Genomic DNA, 14927 nt, shown 5'->3' with positions numbered 1-14927 from the left:
CCATGACCCGAATCGCACTGAATGGCCTGGGCCGCATCGGAAAGCTGGCCCTGCGCCGGATGTTCGACCTGGGCCTGGGGGACCGGATCGTCCTGCTGAACGACGCGGCGGGCGATGCCGATCAGCACGCCCTGCTGATGGAATTCGACAGCGTTCACGGCCGCTGGCCCAAGCCCGTCGCGGCAGACGGCGCAGCGTTGGTCCTGGATGGCAACCGCATCCCGCTGACGCATCACCGGACCATCGACGCCCTGCCGCTGCGTGACCTGGAGGTCGACCTGGTGATCGACGCGACGGGCGTGTTCAAGACCGCGGACCGGATCGCGCCCTATTTCGATGCGGGCGTGGCGCGTGTCGTGGTCAGCGCACCGGTCAAGGATGGCGGGGCGTTGAACCTGGTCTATGGCGTGAACCATCACCTCTATGACGGCAGCCAGCGGATCGTGACGGCGGCCAGCTGCACGACGAACTGCCTGGCCCCGGTGGTCAAGGTCGTCCACGAGGCCCTGGGCATCCGCCACGGGTCAATCACCACGATCCATGACGTCACCAACACACAGACCATCGTCGACCGACCGGCCAAGGATATGCGCCGCGCGCGCTCGGCGCTGATGAACCTCATTCCCACGACGACCGGCAGCGCCACGGCGATCACGCTGATCTATCCCGAACTGAAGGGTCGGCTGAACGGCCACGCGGTCCGGGTGCCGCTGCTGAACGCCTCGTTGACCGACTGCGTGTTCGAGGTCGAGCGCCCGACAAGCGTGGAGGAGGTCAACGCCCTGTTCGCCGCCGCCGCGGCGGGACCGCTGGACGGCATCCTGGGCTATGAGACGCGGCCGCTGGTGTCGACCGACTATGTCAACGATCCGCGCAGCGCGATCATCGACGCGGGATCGACGATGGTCGTGAACGGGACGCAGGTCAAAATCTATGCCTGGTACGACAACGAATGGGCCTATGCCTGCCGGCTGGTCGATGTCGCGCGCATGGTCGCGGGACGGATGGCATGAACCCGGTCCGCGCCTATGCCGCGGTGACGGCGGCCTATTGGGCGTTCATGCTGTCGGACGGCGCGTTGCGCATGCTGGTGCTGCTGCACTTCAACGGACTGGGCTTTTCCCCGGTCCAGCTGGCGTGGCTGTTCCTGCTGTACGAGGCTGCGGGGATCGTCACGAACCTGGCCGCGGGCTGGCTGGCGGCCCGGTTCGGGCTGGCGGCGACCCTGTACGCGGGCCTGGGCATCCAGATCGCGGCTTTGGCGACGCTGGCGCAGCTGGACCCGGCATGGAGCGTCACGGCATCGGTGATGTTTGTGATGGCGGTGCAGGGCGCGTCGGGTGTCGCCAAGGATCTGTCCAAGATGTCGTCGAAATCCGCGGTCAAGGTCCTTGCCCCCGCCGCTGATGGCGGGCTGTTCCGATGGGTGGCTGCGCTGACCGGGTCCAAAAACGCCGTCAAGGGCCTGGGCTTTTTCCTGGGCGCCGCACTGCTGGCCCTTGCGGGGTTCCAGGCAGCGATCTGGGGCATGGCCGCGGTGCTGGCCGCAATCCTGGTGGCGGTGGTCCTGTTCCTGCCCGCGGGCCTGCCCGGTCGGGTGAAGGCGGCCGAAGGATGGTCAGGCTGGCGGTCGCGGGACAGCCGCGTGAACCGGCTGTCCCTGGCGCGCATGTTCCTGTTCGGTGCGCGCGACGTGTGGTTCGTGGTGGGCATCCCGATCTACTTTCAGGCCGTCCTGTCCGATGGCACCGCCGAAGGGCGGCGCGAGGCCTTCTTTCTGGTCGGCGGTTTCATGGCGCTGTGGATCATCCTTTATGGCGCGGTTCAGGCCGCCGCCCCGCGCATCCTGGGCGGCGCCGGCCGACCCGAGGCGCAGATCACCCGGGACGCGGTCCGGTGGGCAGGTCGGCTGGTGCCCATCCCCTTCGTGATGGCGGCGGCGGTCGTGATCGCGGGCGATCCTGCGCCGTGGCTGACGATGCTGCTGGTTCTGGGGCTGCTGGTCTTCGGCTTCGTCTTTGCGGTCAATTCGTCCGTTCATTCATACCTGATCCTGGCCTTTGGTCAGGCACAGCGGATCACGCGGGATGTCGGGTTCTATTACATGGCGAACGCGGCGGGCCGCCTGATCGGGACGCTGCTGTCGGGCCTGTCCTATCAGGTCGGTGGGCTGCCGCTGTGCCTGGCCACCGCCGGCGCGATGGCGGCGGCCAGCTGGTGGGCGGCACGCCGCCTGCTGATCGACAACCCGGAAAGCGTGGGGCCGGCCCGCTGAAGGCCGTCCCGCATCCTTTACGGTTGCAGCAGAAAACCCCGCGTGCGCGGCACGGACGCGCAGCGGCGCAGGAACCGCCGCGCCTGCCACCCTGACCGGATATGCGCAAGCGCCAGGCGGGGTCCTGCGGCAGCGATGACCTCGGACGCGCGGTCGCGATGAAACTGCCGCGAGGTGCGGGCATAGGCGATGGCATCCAGCGTGTGCCAGCCGAACGTCTCGCGGCACCCCTCTCCCATGCCCGGCCGCGTGCGGTTGTGATAACGCAGCGACCGCCATGCGACGCGGGCGACCTGCACCGGCCTGGATGGATCGACCCAGATCAGAAGATGGGCGCGGGCGGCGCGTTCATGCATCGTCTCGTAATGACCGCCCTCGATGATCCAGTGCTCCTGCGCATGGATCTCGCGGGTCAGGGCATCAAGCTCGCCGGTGCTGCGATGGACAAAGCCCGGCATCCAGCTCAGCTGGTCCATGTGGTACGCGGGCAGGCCGGCCAATGCGGCCAGCCGCATCGCCAGCCAGGACTTTCCCGTCCCTGACCCGCCCAGAACCATCACCCGTGTCACCAAACTCATCCATCCCCCAACCGCTCACGAACGCGCGATCAACACGATCTACGCGGATTGGTTCGGATTTGGCAGGATAATTTCAGCTTGGGACGATTCACGCCGATCCTTGCGAGACGCTGGTTCCGCAACCTCGCGGCGCGGAGGACGTCCATGCGTGGGATCGGTCGGCGGTGTGGGGATGGTAGGCCCGGCAGGACTTGAACCCGCAACCAAGGCGTTATGAGCGCCCTGCTCTAACCAATTGAGCTACAGGCCCCCGCAGCACGCATTGCCTAGTGCCGCATGGCGGTCAGGTCAAGCTTGGGCGTTGCCCAATGGGTGCGGTTCCGCTATCGGGGGGCCGACATCAGCCGGGGGCCGACATGACACAGAACGGGATCAGCTATCGCGACGCAGGCGTCGACATCGACGCGGGGAACGCGCTGGTCGAACGGATTAAGCCCGCCGCCGCCGCCACGCAGCGGCCGGGCGTCATGGATGCGCTTGGCGGGTTCGGCGCGCTGTTCGACCTCAAGGCTGCGGGCTATGACGACCCGATCCTGGTCGCCGCCACCGATGGCGTGGGCACCAAGCTGCGCATCGGTATCGACACCGGGCATCTGGACGGTCTGGGCCAGGACCTGGTCGCGATGTGCGTGAACGACCTTGTCTGCCAGGGCGCCGAGCCGCTGTTCTTCCTGGACTATTTCGCCACCGGCAAGCTGTCCGTAGACGAGGGTGCCCGCGTGGTCGAGGGGATCGCCCGCGGCTGCAAGGCCGCCGGCTGTGCCCTGATCGGCGGAGAGACCGCCGAGATGCCCGGCATGTATCACGACGGCGATTTCGACCTTGCGGGCTTTGCGGTGGGCGCGATGAACCGCGACGCGGCGCTTCCCGCGGGCGTGGGGCAGGGGGACGTGCTGCTGGGCCTGGCCTCGGACGGCGTGCATTCCAACGGCTATTCGCTGGTCCGCAAGGTCGCGGAACGCGCCGGTCTGGCGTGGTCCGACGCCGCGCCCTTCGCCGACACCACCCTGGGAGAGGCGCTGCTGACGCCCACGCGGCTCTACGTCAAGCCCGCCCTGGCCGCGATCCGCGCTGGCGGCGTGCATGCGCTGGCCCATATCACCGGCGGCGGCCTGACCGAGAACCTGCCCCGCGTCCTGCCCAAGGACTTGGGCGCGGACATCGACCTGGGCAGCTGGCCGCTGCCCCCCGTCTTCGCCTGGCTGGCCCAGGCCGGAGGGATTGAGACGTCCGAGATGCTCAAGACCTTCAACAGCGGCATCGGCATGATCCTGGTCGTGGCCGCCGACCGCGCCGATGCGCTGACCGACCTGCTGTCCCAGCAGGGAGAGACGGTGCATCGCCTTGGCACCGTCACGGCGGGCGCGGGCGTACGCTATTCCGGCACGCTTGCGTGAAACGGGTCGCGATCCTGATCTCGGGGGGCGGGTCGAACATGATCCGCCTGCTGCAGGACATGACCGGCGATCACCCGGCGCGCCCCGTACTGGTCGCGTCGAACGATCCGCAGGCGGGCGGACTGGCCCGTGCCGCCGAACTGGGCGTGCCGACCGCGTCCGTCGATCACCGCGACTTTCCGCGCGACCGGGCGGGGTTCGAACAGGCGCTGCTTCAGCCGCTGCTGGCGGCCCGGCCCGACATCATCTGCCTGGCTGGCTTCATGCGCATCCTGACGCCCGAATTCGTGCAGCGGTTTCAGGGGCGGATGCTGAACATCCATCCTTCTCTTTTGCCCAAGTACCCCGGTCTCGACACCCATGCCCGCGCCATCGCCGCCGGTGACGCCGAGGCCGGCTGCACCGTGCACCTGGTCACGCCGGAACTGGACGCAGGGCCGGCCCTGGGGCAGGCGCGCGTGCCGATCCTGCCCGGCGATGACGCCGCGACCCTGGCCGCGCGTGTGCTGGTGCAGGAACACCGCCTGTACCCGGCGGTGCTGCGGCGGTTCGCGTCAGGCCACCGGACGCCCCTGGTCCTTTAGCCCCAAAGCAGGGCCAGTGTCGCGGCCGGGTCTTCCTGGGTCCAGATCTCGGGGCCCAGGGCGATGAAGTCGGTGATCGGCGTCAGCTGGGTGATCAGCTCTCGCGTGATGGCGCCTTCGGCCACGACCGGCACCTCGATCATCTCGGACCACCACTGGAACAGCTCCAGCTCGACCGGATCGCCACGATAGAGCGCACTGTCGCTGACCGGACCAAAGGCGACGTAATCCGCACCCGCCTCGGCCGCGTTCATGCCCTCGTGGCGCGACGTGCCGCAGAACGCGCCGACGATCGCGTCGTCGCCCAGCTCCTTTCGGGCATAGCGCACGGCCTTGGCCCCGTCGTTCAGGTGCACCCCGTCCAGCCCGTGGCGCAGCGCCAGCTTGACGTGATCGTCGATCACCACGGCCACGTCGCGGGCATGGGCGATCTCGCGTGCCATGTCGGCCAGGCGGCCCAGCTCGTCCTCCTCGGCGCCGCCGCGGATGCGCAGGCAGGCGGGGGCCACGCGGTCCATCACCTCGGCCAGCATCGGTGCCAGGCTGGATGCCTGGGCGCCGGCAGGGGTCATCAGGTACAGTTGAGGGGCGTCGGTCATGGCGATCTCCTTTGTGTCGCAGATAGCGCAGCTTGCCCGCCGCCGCCAGACGGACTATCTGCCGGACCATGCAGATCGAACGCCAACCCGTCATCATCCTCGTGCGCCCGCAGATGGGCGAGAACATCGGCGCGGCCGCCCGCGCCATGCTGAATTTCGGCCTGACCGACATGCGCATCGTCGATCCGCGCGACGGCTGGCCCAACCCCAAGGCCGTCGCCATGGCCTCGGGGGCGGCGGGCCGCGTGCTGGACACGGCCCGCGTCTATCCAACGCTGGCCCTGGCGATGGAGGGCATCGACTATGCCTATGCCACCACGGCGCGCGGGCGCGAACTGACCAAGCCCGTCTTCACGCCCGCCACCGCGATGGCCCAGGCCCGCGCCCATGATGGCCGCTCCGCGATCATCTTCGGCCCCGAACGCACGGGGCTGGAGAATGACGACATCGCGCGGGCCAACGCCATCGTGACGGTGCCGGTGAACCCCGATTTCCCGTCGCTGAACCTGGCCCAGGCCGTCCTGCTGATGGGATACGAATTCGGCCGCGACATCCTGCCGCCCGAACCCGCGCCCCATCTGCGCCGGTCGGAGGCCGAAGCCCCCGCCGACCGCATCGAGATCGAGCGGTTGGGCGACCATTACGACGACCAGCTGACCCAGGCCGGGTTCTTCTTCCCGGAAACCAAGGCCGCGTCGATGCGTCTGAACATGCGCAACATGTGGTCGCGCCTGACCCTGACCAAGGGCGACGTGCGGATCCTGCACGGCGTCCTGCGTCAGTTGACCCGGCGCTGACCCGCCCCTAACCTCCGCCCGAAAGGAGCCTTGCGATGGCCAAGCGACCTGTCTTCCAGGAAGTCTCGGACCCGACCGCAGCCCGACCCGTCCAGACCACCGGCATGATCGATGCCCGCCCCCGCGGCGCGCGGCGCGCGATCCGCGCCTGGCTTGCCGTGCTGTTCGTGCTGGTCCTGGCGATGATCGTCGTGGGCGGCGCCACGCGCCTGACCGGGTCGGGCCTGTCGATCACCGAATGGAAACCCGTGACCGGGGCCATCCCGCCCATGAACGCCGCCGACTGGCAGAGCGAATTCGACCTCTACCGCCAGATCCCGCAGTACCAGGAGCTGAACCGCGGCATGTCGCTGTCGGAATTCCAGTACATCTACTGGTGGGAATGGGGGCACCGCCTGCTGGGCCGCGTGGTCGGTCTGGTCTGGGCACTTGGCTTCGTCTTCTTCTGGGCCACGTCGCGCATTCCCACAGGCTGGACGCCCCGCCTGCTGTCCCTGGGGGCGCTTGGCGGCCTGCAGGGCGCGATCGGCTGGTGGATGGTCAGCTCGGGCCTGAACGAGGGGATGCTGCGTGTCGCGTCCTATCGCCTGGCCACGCATCTGGGCATCGCCTTCCTGATCCTGGGCCTGATCACCTGGTACGTCCTGCAATTGTCGCGGTCCGAGGCCGAGCTGATGCGCGCGCGCCGCGCCGGAGAGGCCAAGCTGTTCCGCATGTCCACGGGGCTGATGCACCTGACCTTCGTGCAGATCCTGCTGGGCGCGCTGGTCGCGGGCATCGACGCGGGCCGCACCTATACCGGCTGGCCCACCATGGGCGGCGAATGGATCCCGGCGGCGATCTGGGACGGCACCCTGGGCTGGCGGAACTTCTTCGAGAACCCGGCCCTGGTCCAGTTCATCCACCGCATGACCGGCTATCTGCTGGCGATCTTCGCCGTCGTCGTGTGGCTGCGGGCACGCCGGTCGCCCCATCCGGTGACGCGCGGCGCCTTCAGCGTCATGATCGTGGCGATGGCCGCACAGATCGGGCTTGGCATCCTGAACGTGATCCACGCATCGCCCCTGCACCTGGCCCTGACGCACCAGTTCGGCGCCGTCGTGCTGTTCGCGATGATCCTGCGGGCGCGCCACCATGCGCGCTATCCCTTTGAAACCTCGATCCGGGGGGCGATCCGATGACCGCGCTGACCGACCTGCTGGCCTTCCAGCGCCAGACCGAAGCCCTGTCCTCCGTCGCCGAACGGTTGGGTTGGGACCAGGAGACCGTGATGCCCCGCGGTGCCGCCGAACAGCGTGCCGAGGAGATGGGCGCGATGGAGGAGGTGCTGCACGACCGCCGCACCGATCCGCGCATCGGCGAATGGCTGGACGCGGCCGATCCGCAAAGCCCCGCCGACCGCCGCGCCGTAGCCCTGATCGCGCGCGATTTCGCCCGCAGCAGCCGCATTCCCGCGCGGCTGGCCTCCGAACTGGCGCGGCTGACCTCGCTGGCCCAGGGCATCTGGGCCGAGGCCCGCGCCAAGGACGCGCCCGCGGATTTCCTGCCGACCCTGGATCAGGTCCTGATGCTGAAGCGCGAGGAGGCCGCGTGCCTGGCCGATGGCGGCGATCTTTATGACGCGCTGCTGGAGGATTACGAACCCGGCATGACCGGGGCGCGTCTGGCGACGCTGTTCGACGCGATGCGCCCGCGCCTGGTCGCGCTGCGCGACGACGTCCTGGGTGCCGATCAGCCGCAGGCGCTGAAGGGCCATTTCCCGCAGGAGACCCAGCTGCGTCTGGCCCGCGCCTGCGCCACGGCCTTCGGTTATGACTGGACGCGGGGGCGGATGGATCTGGCCGTGCATCCCTTCAGCTCGGGGCGCTGGCAGGACAGCCGCATCACCACGCGGGTGGTCGAGACGGATCCGTTCAACTGTCTCTACTCCACCATCCACGAGGTCGGCCATTCCAGCTATGAGCTGGGCATAGACCCCGATTACGCCTTCACCCCCCTGGGGCGCGGCGTGTCCATGGGCGTCCACGAAAGCCAGAGCCGCATCTACGAGAACCAGCTGGGCCGCGGCCGCGCCTTCACAGGCTGGCTGTTCGAACGCATGTCCGAGGCCTTCGACGGGCTGAACATCACCGATCCCGACGCCTTCTATGCGACGGTCAACCGCGTCACGCCGGGCTATATCCGCACCGAATCGGACGAGGTGCAGTACAACCTGCACGTCATGCTGCGCTTTGATCTTGAACGAGACCTGATCTCGGGGCGGCTGGATACGCAGGACCTGGAGGCGGCGTGGAACGCGCGCTTCCTCAAGGATTTCGGCGTCGCGGTCGATCGTCCCGCGAACGGCGTGCTGCAGGATGTCCATTGGTCGGTGGGCCTTTTCGGCTATTTCCCGACCTATGCCCTGGGCAATGTCTATGCAGGCTGCCTGAACCAGGCCTTGCGCGGCGCGGTGCCTGATCTGGACGCGTCCCTGGCCCAGGGCGACGCGACCCCCGCCACCGAATGGCTGCGCGAGAACGTTCAGCGCCACGGCGGCCTGATGACCCCGACCGAGGTGATCGAGACCGCCGCGGGCCGGCCCATCGGCCCCGACCCGCTTCTGGACTATCTGGAACAGAAGTTCGGCCGCATCTACGGTCTGTGATCGTCCCGCATGACAAAGCCCCGCGGCCGGCGCCGCGGGGCTTTTTCGTTCACCAAATACCCTGCGGATGGCCCGGGGGCGCAAGGCTCCCCAGCCGCATCGGATCACTCGGCAGCGCGGGCCATCGGGTTGTTCGGATGGCTGGTCCAGTTCGCGTATTCGCCGCGAGGAATGCCGGTGCGCTTGTCGATCTCGCCGATCTCCAGCTCACGCATGGTGATGCAGTCCTCGACCGGGCAGACATCGACACACAGATTGCAGGCGACGCATTCCTCCTCGATCACCTCGAAGACGCGGCCCGGCTTCATGGCGATGGCCTGGTGGCTGGTATCTTCGCACGCGGCATAGCAGCGGCCGCAGCTGATGCAGGCATCCTGGTCGATCACCGCCTTGGTGACATAGTTCAGGTTCAGCTGCTGCCAGTCGCGCACGTTGGGCACCGCGCGGCCGATCAGGTCGGACAGGCCCATCTCATGGCTGTCCAGATAATCGTGCAGGCCGGTGATCATCTCCTGGACCACCTTGAAGCCATAGGTCATCGCCGCCGTGCAGACCTGCACATTGCCCGCGCCAAGCGCCATGAACTCGGCTGCGTCGCGCCATGTGGTGACGCCGCCGATGCCGCTGATGGGCAGGCCTGCGGTTGCCGGGTTGCGCGCGATCTCGGCCACCATGTTCAGCGCGATGGGCTTGACCGCCGGGCCGCAATAGCCGCCATGGCTGCCTTTGCCGTCAATGGTGGGCTGGGGCGCGAACAGGTCCAGATCGACCGAGGTGATCGAGTTGATCGTGTTGATCAGACTGACCGCATCGGCGCCGCCCCGCCTGGCGGCCTCGGCCGGCTTGGTGACATCGGTGATGTTGGGCGTCAGCTTCACGATGCAGGGCATGCGGGAATACTGCTTGACCCACCGGGTCACCATCTCGATGTATTCCGGCACCTGGCCCACGGCCGATCCCATGCCGCGCTCGGCCATGCCGTGCGGGCAGCCGAAGTTCAGCTCGACCCCGTCGGCGCCGGTATCCTCGATCTTGGCCAGGATGTCGCGCCAGCTGTCCTCGTCGCAGGGCACCATCAGGCTGATGATCAGCGCCCGGTCGGGATAGTCGCGCTTGACCGACTTGATCTCGCGCAGGTTCACCTCAAGGGGTCGGTCGGTGATCAGCTCGATGTTGTTGATGCCCAGGACGCGGCGGTCGGCACCGTGGATCACGCCGTATCGCGGGCCGTTCACGTTGACGACGGGCGGGCCTTCGGACCCGAGCGTCTTCCACACCACGCCGCCCCAACCGGCCTGGAAGGCGCGGCGGACGTTGTATTCCTTGTCGGTCGGCGGGGCCGAGGCCAGCCAGAAGGGGTTCGGGGACTTGATCCCGATGAAATTGCTGCGCAGGTCTGCCATGGGTTCGTCCTCAGCCGGGGATTTCGACGGGACGTCCGGTCAGCCGGGCGTCGATGTCTTCTGCCGCGTCGCGGCCTTCGGCCACCGCGGTCACGGTCAGGTCGTCGCCGCCGGATGCGCAATCGCCCCCGGCCCAGACCCCGTCCAGCGTCGTGCGGCCCGGCCCGGTCACCAGGATCTTGCCCCCGGCCAGCTCCAGCCCCTCGGGCGCGCCGTCCAGGCGCTGGCCGATAGCGCGGAACACCTGGTCGGCCCGCAGGCGGAACCGGTCCTCGGTCACATGCAGCCCGTCGGGGCCGTCCTGGGTATAGGCGAACTCGACCTCGGTCACCGCGCCGTTGCCATGGACCGCCAGGGGCGCCGCATTGCAGATGATCCGCACGCCGCTGGCGGTCGCGTGGTCCTGTTCATGGCGGCTGGCGCCCATGCGGTCCTGACCGCGGCGATAGACGATGCTGACGTTCTCGGCGCCCAGCAGACGGGCCTGTACGGCAGCATCCACGGCGGTCATGCCGCCGCCGATCACCACGACGTCGCGGCCGACGGGCAGGGTGCCCAGATCGCTGGCCTGGCGCAGGTCGCGGATGAAGCTGACGGCGTCCAGCACATGCGTGCGGTCCTCGCCGTCTGCGCGCAGCGCGTTCACGCCGCCCAGGCCCATGCCCAGGAACACCGCATCGTATTCGGACTGCAGCGAGGCCATGGTGATGTCGCGGCCGATCGCCTGATCGTGGCGCAGCTCGATCCCGCCGATGCCCATCAGCCAATCCACCTCGGCCTGCGCGAAACCGTCCACGGCCTTGTAGCTGGCGATGCCGTATTCGTTCAGCCCGCCGGGCTTGGGCCGCGCCTCGAAGATCACCACGTCATGGCCCTTGGCGGCCAGGCGGTGCGCGCAGGCCAGACCCGCGGGGCCCGCGCCGACCACGGCCACGCGCTTGCCCGTGGGGGCGGCGCGCTTGAAGGGGTGCGACCCTTGCGCCATCAGCCCGTCTGTCGCGTAACGCTGCAGCGCCCCGATCTCGACCGGCTTGCCCTCGGCCTCCATGCGCACGCAGGCACCCTCGCACAGCTGTTCCGTGGGACAGACACGGGCGCACATGCCGCCCAGGATGTTGGCGTGAAAGATCGTCATCGCCGCCGCATCCGGCGTGTCGGTCGCGATCTGGCGGATGAACAGCGGGATATCGATGCTGGTCGGACAGGCCGTGATGCAGGGCGCGTCATGGCAGAAATAACACCGGTCAGCGGCCACATGCGCCTCGTGGCGGTCCAGCGGCGGGGCGACATCGACGAAGTTCGCCGCCAGCTGGTCGGGGGTCAGTCGTCCCGGCACCACGCCGGGGCTTAATCTCGCTTGGGACATTTTCGTCTCCTGGCTCACCTGTTGGTGAAATCAGGCTGACACAGGTCCATTTTTTTATCAAATGGTAAAATATGGGCCGCAAAGCTTTGCGGAAATTTCAGGCAGGCAGGTCCAGGATGGCAGCCAGACCGCCCAGATCGGACCGTTCCAGCCGCAATTCGCCGCCATGCAGCGCCGCCAGATCGGCCACGATGGCCAGGCCCAGCCCCGCGCCGGGGGCGCCCAGTTCGTCCAGCCGCGCGCCGCGCATCAGGGCCAGGGGGGCCTGGTCGGGCGACAGGCCGGGACCGTCATCCTCGATCCGCAGGATCAGGCGGTCCGGCGGGGTGCGCACGGTGATCCGCAGGCGCGTGCGCCCCCATTTGGCGGCATTCTCGGACAGGTTGCCGATCATCTCCTCCAGGTCCTGGCGTTCGCCGGGAAAGGCCGCGTCCGGGGGGCAATCGACATCGGCGGTCATGCCGCGGTCGGCCAGGGGCCAGCGCAGCACCAGCAGGATGTCGTCGACGACCGGCGCGACCGGGGTCCGCTGCCCCAGCAGGCGCGGCCCGGCCTGACGCGCGCGGCGCAGGTGCCAGCCGATCAGGCGATCCATCCGCGTGATCAGGGCCTGGCCCTGATGATCGGGCGGCAGCTCGTTCGACAGGGCCGCCAGCGGCGTCTTCAGCGAATGGGCCAGGTTCCCCAGATGCTGGCGCGACCGGGTCAGAAGGGCCGCGTTCTGGTCGAGCGCCGCGTTGATCTCTGACGCCAGGGGGCGCAGTTCGGACACGTCGGGGCGGGCCAGTCTGTCGCTGTCGCCCGCGCGCACGCGGGCCAGATCGGCGCGCAGGCGGTCCAGACTGCGCAGGCCAAGCGTCACCTGGATCACGCTGGCGGCGGCCAGACCCAGCCCCAGCACCACCAGCGCGACCGCCAACGGGCGCACGATCTGCGCCAGGCTGCCCTCGATCTCGGCCAGGGGGGCGGTCACGGTGACCGCGATCAGGGCGTCGCTGTCGGGAATGGTCAGCTCTCGGCGCAGGACGCGCAGGCCCGCCGCATCGGCGTCGCGGCCCATCGCGCCGGTCAGATCGCCCGCGGGCCCGGTCAGCTGCCCGTCCAGCAGCGACGGAGATCGCGCCACCGTCGCATCCCCCGCCACGACCTGCCAGTACCAACCCGACAGCGGCAGGGTGAAGCGCACGTCCAGCGGCGTGTCGTCCAGTTCGACCCGGTCGTCGTCGACCTCCAGCTGGCCGATCAGGCTGTCGGCGATGGCCAGCGTCTCGGCGTCGAACCGGTCGGTGACGAAATCCTCCAGCAGCTGCGCGATCAGCAGGAATGCCCCCAGCAGCGCCGCCGTCAGCCAGACCGCCGCCAGCAGCAGCAGCCGGCCGCGGATCGACCGCGTCACGCCGACCTCAGGACATAGCCCTCGCCGCGGCGGGTCTCGATGATCCCGTCGCCGACCTTCTTGCGCAGGCGGCCGATGACGACCTCGATCGACTTGAAGTCGCGGTCCGTCTCGGCTTCGTAGAGGTGTTCGGACAGTTCGGTCCGGCTGATGACGCGGTCCTGATGGGTGATCAGATAGGTCATGATGCGTTGTTCAAACGCCGTCAGCCGCAGCGCCATCCCGTCCAGGGTGATGACGCCCAGCTGACCGTCCAGCTGCAGCCGCCCGGCCGCGATCTGCGGGCGCGCATGGCCCGCGGCACGGCGGATCAGGGTCTGGGCGCGCAGCACGACCTCCTCCAGGCGGAAGGGCTTGACGGCGTAATCGTCGGCGCCCGCGCGAAAGCCCGCCACCTTGTCGGTCCAGTCGCCGCGCGCGGTCAGGATCAGGACCGGCATGGCGATGCCCTGGTCGCGCCAGCGGGTCAGGACCTCGATGCCGGGCAGGCCGGGCAGGCCCAGGTCCAGCACAGCCACGTCATAGCTTTCGGTGGCGCCCAGGAACTCTCCCTGGGTGCCGTCGGGGGCGATGTCGGTCACGAAGCCGGCCTGGATCATGGCCTGCGACAGCTGGTCGGCCAGCAGGGGGTCGTCCTCGACGATCAGGGCGCGCATGTCAGGTCCTTCAGTCTTGGGTGCGGGGCGCGCGGCGCGCCTCCAGCTGGCCGCGTCCGGCCACTTCCAGGAAACGCCCGGTGCGGGCATCCACGCGGATATTGAGGATGTTGCGCTGCGTGGTCAGCAGGCGGAACTCATAGACCAGCTCGACCCCCGCGGCGCGTTCGGCGGGGCGGGGCGGGCGCGTCTCGGCCGCGACCAGGCGGCCGTCATAGCGCGCGGTGACCGCCTCGGCCATGCGGTGGAACGGTTGCGGCTGAAAGCTGGTGGCCCAGGGGTCCGGCGGGGGGGCGGCCGGGGGCGCGGGCTGGGGCAAAGCCGCCAGCGGTGCCATCAGGGCCAGGACCAGGATCAGAGGATTCGGGGCACGTGTCATGGGGCCACTATGCCCTGTCCGGGGGAAATGGAAACCAAACGGCGCATTGGCGATCCGTTCGGGTGCATTGGGCTAGAAACGATTCGCAGAGGGCCGGAACCGCCGGCCGACATCGACCCAAAGGAGTGTCACATGACCCGCAAGCATCTTGCATCCACCGCCGCCCTGATCGCCGTCATGGCCGGGACCGTTCCCGCCATCGCCCAGACACCCGGCGTCGAGCTGCCCTCCATGCTGCAAGGGCTGGACCTGGACCGCATCAGCTTCGAGACCAAGCGCGACGGCCAGCGCGAATATGAGGGCTATCTGCCGGACGGCACCCAGATCGAGGCCGAGTTCGACATGGCCGGCAACCTGATCAAGATCGAGGCCGACGACGGCAGCCTGCCCGCGCCGCTGATCGATGCCGCATTGCCCGGTGCCGTGCGCGGCACGCCCGCGATGGCGCTGTTCGCCCGCTTCGAGGAGATCAAGCAGACCCCGCGCCACCTGGAGGTCAAGGGCTGGCAGGAGAACGGCGCCGAGGTCGAGGTCAAGTTCGCCCCCGACAACAGCCTGATCGAGATCGAGACCGACGACACCGCCCTGCCGCAGCCGATCATCGACGCAATCCTGCCGCAGGCCGTGCGCGGCAACGAGGTCATGGCCCAGTTCGGCATGATCGAGGAGATCAAGGCCGAATACGGCCGCTTCGAGGTCAAGGGCGAGGATACCGGCGGCCAGGACATGCGCGCGGCCTTTGACGAGGCGGGGGCCGTCCTGCGGTTCGGCCGCGACGACGACCGCCGCGGCGGGCGTGACCACGATCGCGGCCCGCGCGGACACGGCCCGCGGGGTGACGGCCCCCACG

The 14927-nt window shown here is 68.7% G+C and carries 15 protein-coding genes and 1 tRNA gene; 8 read left to right on the top strand and 8 right to left on the bottom strand.

Annotated elements, in window-relative coordinates:
* The first annotated feature begins 2 nt into the window (after nucleotides 1-2).
* Both FHD68_RS06880 and arsJ read left to right on the top strand, forming a co-directional pair.
* Entirely contained in the window at nucleotides 3-1013 is a 1011-nt protein-coding gene (locus tag FHD68_RS06880; protein WP_127898770.1) for an ArsJ-associated glyceraldehyde-3-phosphate dehydrogenase, read from the top strand.
* Nucleotides 1010-2275 carry an organoarsenical effux MFS transporter ArsJ gene (arsJ, locus tag FHD68_RS06875; protein ID WP_127898769.1) on the top strand — a complete coding sequence of 422 codons (1266 nt, stop codon included), beginning with the start codon at nucleotides 1010-1012 and terminating at the stop codon, nucleotides 2273-2275. The genes FHD68_RS06880 and arsJ overlap by 4 nt, the downstream gene beginning before the upstream one ends.
* A gap of 17 nt (nucleotides 2276-2292) precedes the next feature.
* Here arsJ and FHD68_RS06870 read toward each other — a convergent pair whose 3' ends face one another.
* The gene (locus tag FHD68_RS06870) at nucleotides 2293-2853 is read right to left on the bottom strand and encodes a P-loop NTPase family protein (RefSeq protein ID WP_127898768.1); all 561 of its coding nucleotides are present in this window, start codon (nucleotides 2851-2853) and stop codon (nucleotides 2293-2295) included.
* A gap of 173 nt (nucleotides 2854-3026) precedes the next feature.
* Nucleotides 3027-3103, bottom strand: a tRNA-Ile gene (locus tag FHD68_RS06865).
* A gap of 106 nt (nucleotides 3104-3209) precedes the next feature.
* Between FHD68_RS06865 and purM the strand changes: the two genes are divergently transcribed.
* Nucleotides 3210-4250, top strand: a complete 1041-nt coding sequence (purM, locus tag FHD68_RS06860; protein WP_127898767.1) for a phosphoribosylformylglycinamidine cyclo-ligase — start codon at nucleotides 3210-3212, stop codon at nucleotides 4248-4250.
* Nucleotides 4247-4834 carry a phosphoribosylglycinamide formyltransferase gene (gene purN / locus FHD68_RS06855; RefSeq protein WP_127898766.1) on the top strand — a complete coding sequence of 196 codons (588 nt, stop codon included), beginning with the start codon at nucleotides 4247-4249 and terminating at the stop codon, nucleotides 4832-4834. The genes purM and purN overlap by 4 nt, the downstream gene beginning before the upstream one ends.
* Here the strand turns inward: purN and FHD68_RS06850 are convergent.
* Nucleotides 4831-5433 carry a thiamine phosphate synthase gene (locus FHD68_RS06850; protein ID WP_127898765.1) on the bottom strand — a complete coding sequence of 201 codons (603 nt, stop codon included), beginning with the start codon at nucleotides 5431-5433 and terminating at the stop codon, nucleotides 4831-4833. The two genes, purN and FHD68_RS06850, sit on opposite strands and share 4 nt — an antisense overlap.
* 68 nt (nucleotides 5434-5501) lie before the next feature.
* Between FHD68_RS06850 and FHD68_RS06845 the strand changes: the two genes are divergently transcribed.
* From FHD68_RS06845 to FHD68_RS06835, 3 genes are read left to right on the top strand one after another with little or no spacing between them, the layout of a single operon-like run.
* The gene (locus FHD68_RS06845) at nucleotides 5502-6230 is read left to right on the top strand and encodes an RNA methyltransferase (protein ID WP_045998933.1); all 729 of its coding nucleotides are present in this window, start codon (nucleotides 5502-5504) and stop codon (nucleotides 6228-6230) included.
* Between the two features lie 35 nt (nucleotides 6231-6265).
* Entirely contained in the window at nucleotides 6266-7411 is a 1146-nt protein-coding gene (ctaA, locus tag FHD68_RS06840; RefSeq protein ID WP_045982910.1) for a heme A synthase, read from the top strand.
* Entirely contained in the window at nucleotides 7408-8877 is a 1470-nt protein-coding gene (locus FHD68_RS06835) for a carboxypeptidase M32 (protein ID WP_127898764.1), read from the top strand. Before ctaA ends, FHD68_RS06835 begins: the two co-directional genes overlap by 4 nt.
* A 104-nt stretch (nucleotides 8878-8981) precedes the next feature.
* On the opposite strand, the gene preA is transcribed toward FHD68_RS06835, so the two are convergent.
* The 5 genes from preA to FHD68_RS06810 all read right to left on the bottom strand — a co-directional run bounded on the left by preA (nucleotide 8982) and on the right by FHD68_RS06810 (nucleotide 14077).
* Nucleotides 8982-10280 carry an NAD-dependent dihydropyrimidine dehydrogenase subunit PreA gene (preA, locus tag FHD68_RS06830; protein ID WP_045982912.1) on the bottom strand — a complete coding sequence of 433 codons (1299 nt, stop codon included), beginning with the start codon at nucleotides 10278-10280 and terminating at the stop codon, nucleotides 8982-8984.
* A gap of 10 nt (nucleotides 10281-10290) precedes the next feature.
* Entirely contained in the window at nucleotides 10291-11646 is a 1356-nt protein-coding gene (locus FHD68_RS06825; protein WP_045998935.1) for an NAD(P)-dependent oxidoreductase, read from the bottom strand.
* A gap of 97 nt (nucleotides 11647-11743) precedes the next feature.
* Nucleotides 11744-13042, bottom strand: a complete 1299-nt coding sequence (locus FHD68_RS06820; protein ID WP_045982914.1) for a sensor histidine kinase — start codon at nucleotides 13040-13042, stop codon at nucleotides 11744-11746.
* A complete protein-coding gene (locus tag FHD68_RS06815) occupies nucleotides 13039-13698 on the bottom strand; it encodes a response regulator transcription factor (RefSeq protein WP_127898761.1) in 660 nt (219 codons plus the stop codon). Before FHD68_RS06815 ends, FHD68_RS06820 begins: the two co-directional genes overlap by 4 nt.
* A 10-nt stretch (nucleotides 13699-13708) precedes the next feature.
* Nucleotides 13709-14077: a PepSY domain-containing protein gene (locus FHD68_RS06810; RefSeq protein ID WP_127898760.1), complete on the bottom strand. Its 369-nt coding sequence runs from the start codon at nucleotides 14075-14077 to the stop codon at nucleotides 13709-13711.
* A gap of 132 nt (nucleotides 14078-14209) precedes the next feature.
* On the opposite strand from FHD68_RS06810, the gene FHD68_RS06805 reads away from it, so the two are divergent.
* Nucleotides 14210-14927, top strand: a 718-nt coding sequence (locus FHD68_RS06805; RefSeq protein ID WP_482811966.1) for a PepSY-like domain-containing protein, incomplete at its 3' end; no start/stop codon positions are given.

The organism is Paracoccus marcusii, from assembly GCF_006151785.1.
GTDB lineage: Bacteria > Pseudomonadota > Alphaproteobacteria > Rhodobacterales > Rhodobacteraceae > Paracoccus > Paracoccus marcusii.
The sequence above is the reverse complement of the archived record's forward strand: the minus strand, read 5'-3'. Positions and strand labels throughout refer to the sequence as shown.

Bases quoted from the DNA above. Each gene is read 5' to 3' on its own strand.
- purM (WP_127898767.1), top strand. From the start codon at position 3,210: ATGACACAGAACGGGATCAGCTATCGCGACGCAGGCGTCGACATCGAC.
- preA (WP_045982912.1), bottom strand. From the start codon at position 10,280: ATGGCAGACCTGCGCAGCAATTTCATCGGGATCAAGTCCCCGAACCCC.
- FHD68_RS06815 (WP_127898761.1), bottom strand. From the start codon at position 13,698: ATGCGCGCCCTGATCGTCGAGGACGACCCCCTGCTGGCCGACCAGCTG.
- FHD68_RS06835 (WP_127898764.1), top strand. From the start codon at position 7,408: ATGACCGCGCTGACCGACCTGCTGGCCTTCCAGCGCCAGACCGAAGCC.
- FHD68_RS06810 (WP_127898760.1), bottom strand. From the start codon at position 14,077: ATGACACGTGCCCCGAATCCTCTGATCCTGGTCCTGGCCCTGATGGCA.
- FHD68_RS06850 (WP_127898765.1), bottom strand. From the start codon at position 5,433: ATGACCGACGCCCCTCAACTGTACCTGATGACCCCTGCCGGCGCCCAG.
- FHD68_RS06880 (WP_127898770.1), top strand. From the start codon at position 3: ATGACCCGAATCGCACTGAATGGCCTGGGCCGCATCGGAAAGCTGGCC.
- FHD68_RS06825 (WP_045998935.1), bottom strand. From the start codon at position 11,646: ATGTCCCAAGCGAGATTAAGCCCCGGCGTGGTGCCGGGACGACTGACC.
- arsJ (WP_127898769.1), top strand. From the start codon at position 1,010: ATGAACCCGGTCCGCGCCTATGCCGCGGTGACGGCGGCCTATTGGGCG.
- ctaA (WP_045982910.1), top strand. From the start codon at position 6,266: ATGGCCAAGCGACCTGTCTTCCAGGAAGTCTCGGACCCGACCGCAGCC.
- FHD68_RS06870 (WP_127898768.1), bottom strand. From the start codon at position 2,853: ATGAGTTTGGTGACACGGGTGATGGTTCTGGGCGGGTCAGGGACGGGA.
- FHD68_RS06845 (WP_045998933.1), top strand. From the start codon at position 5,502: ATGCAGATCGAACGCCAACCCGTCATCATCCTCGTGCGCCCGCAGATG.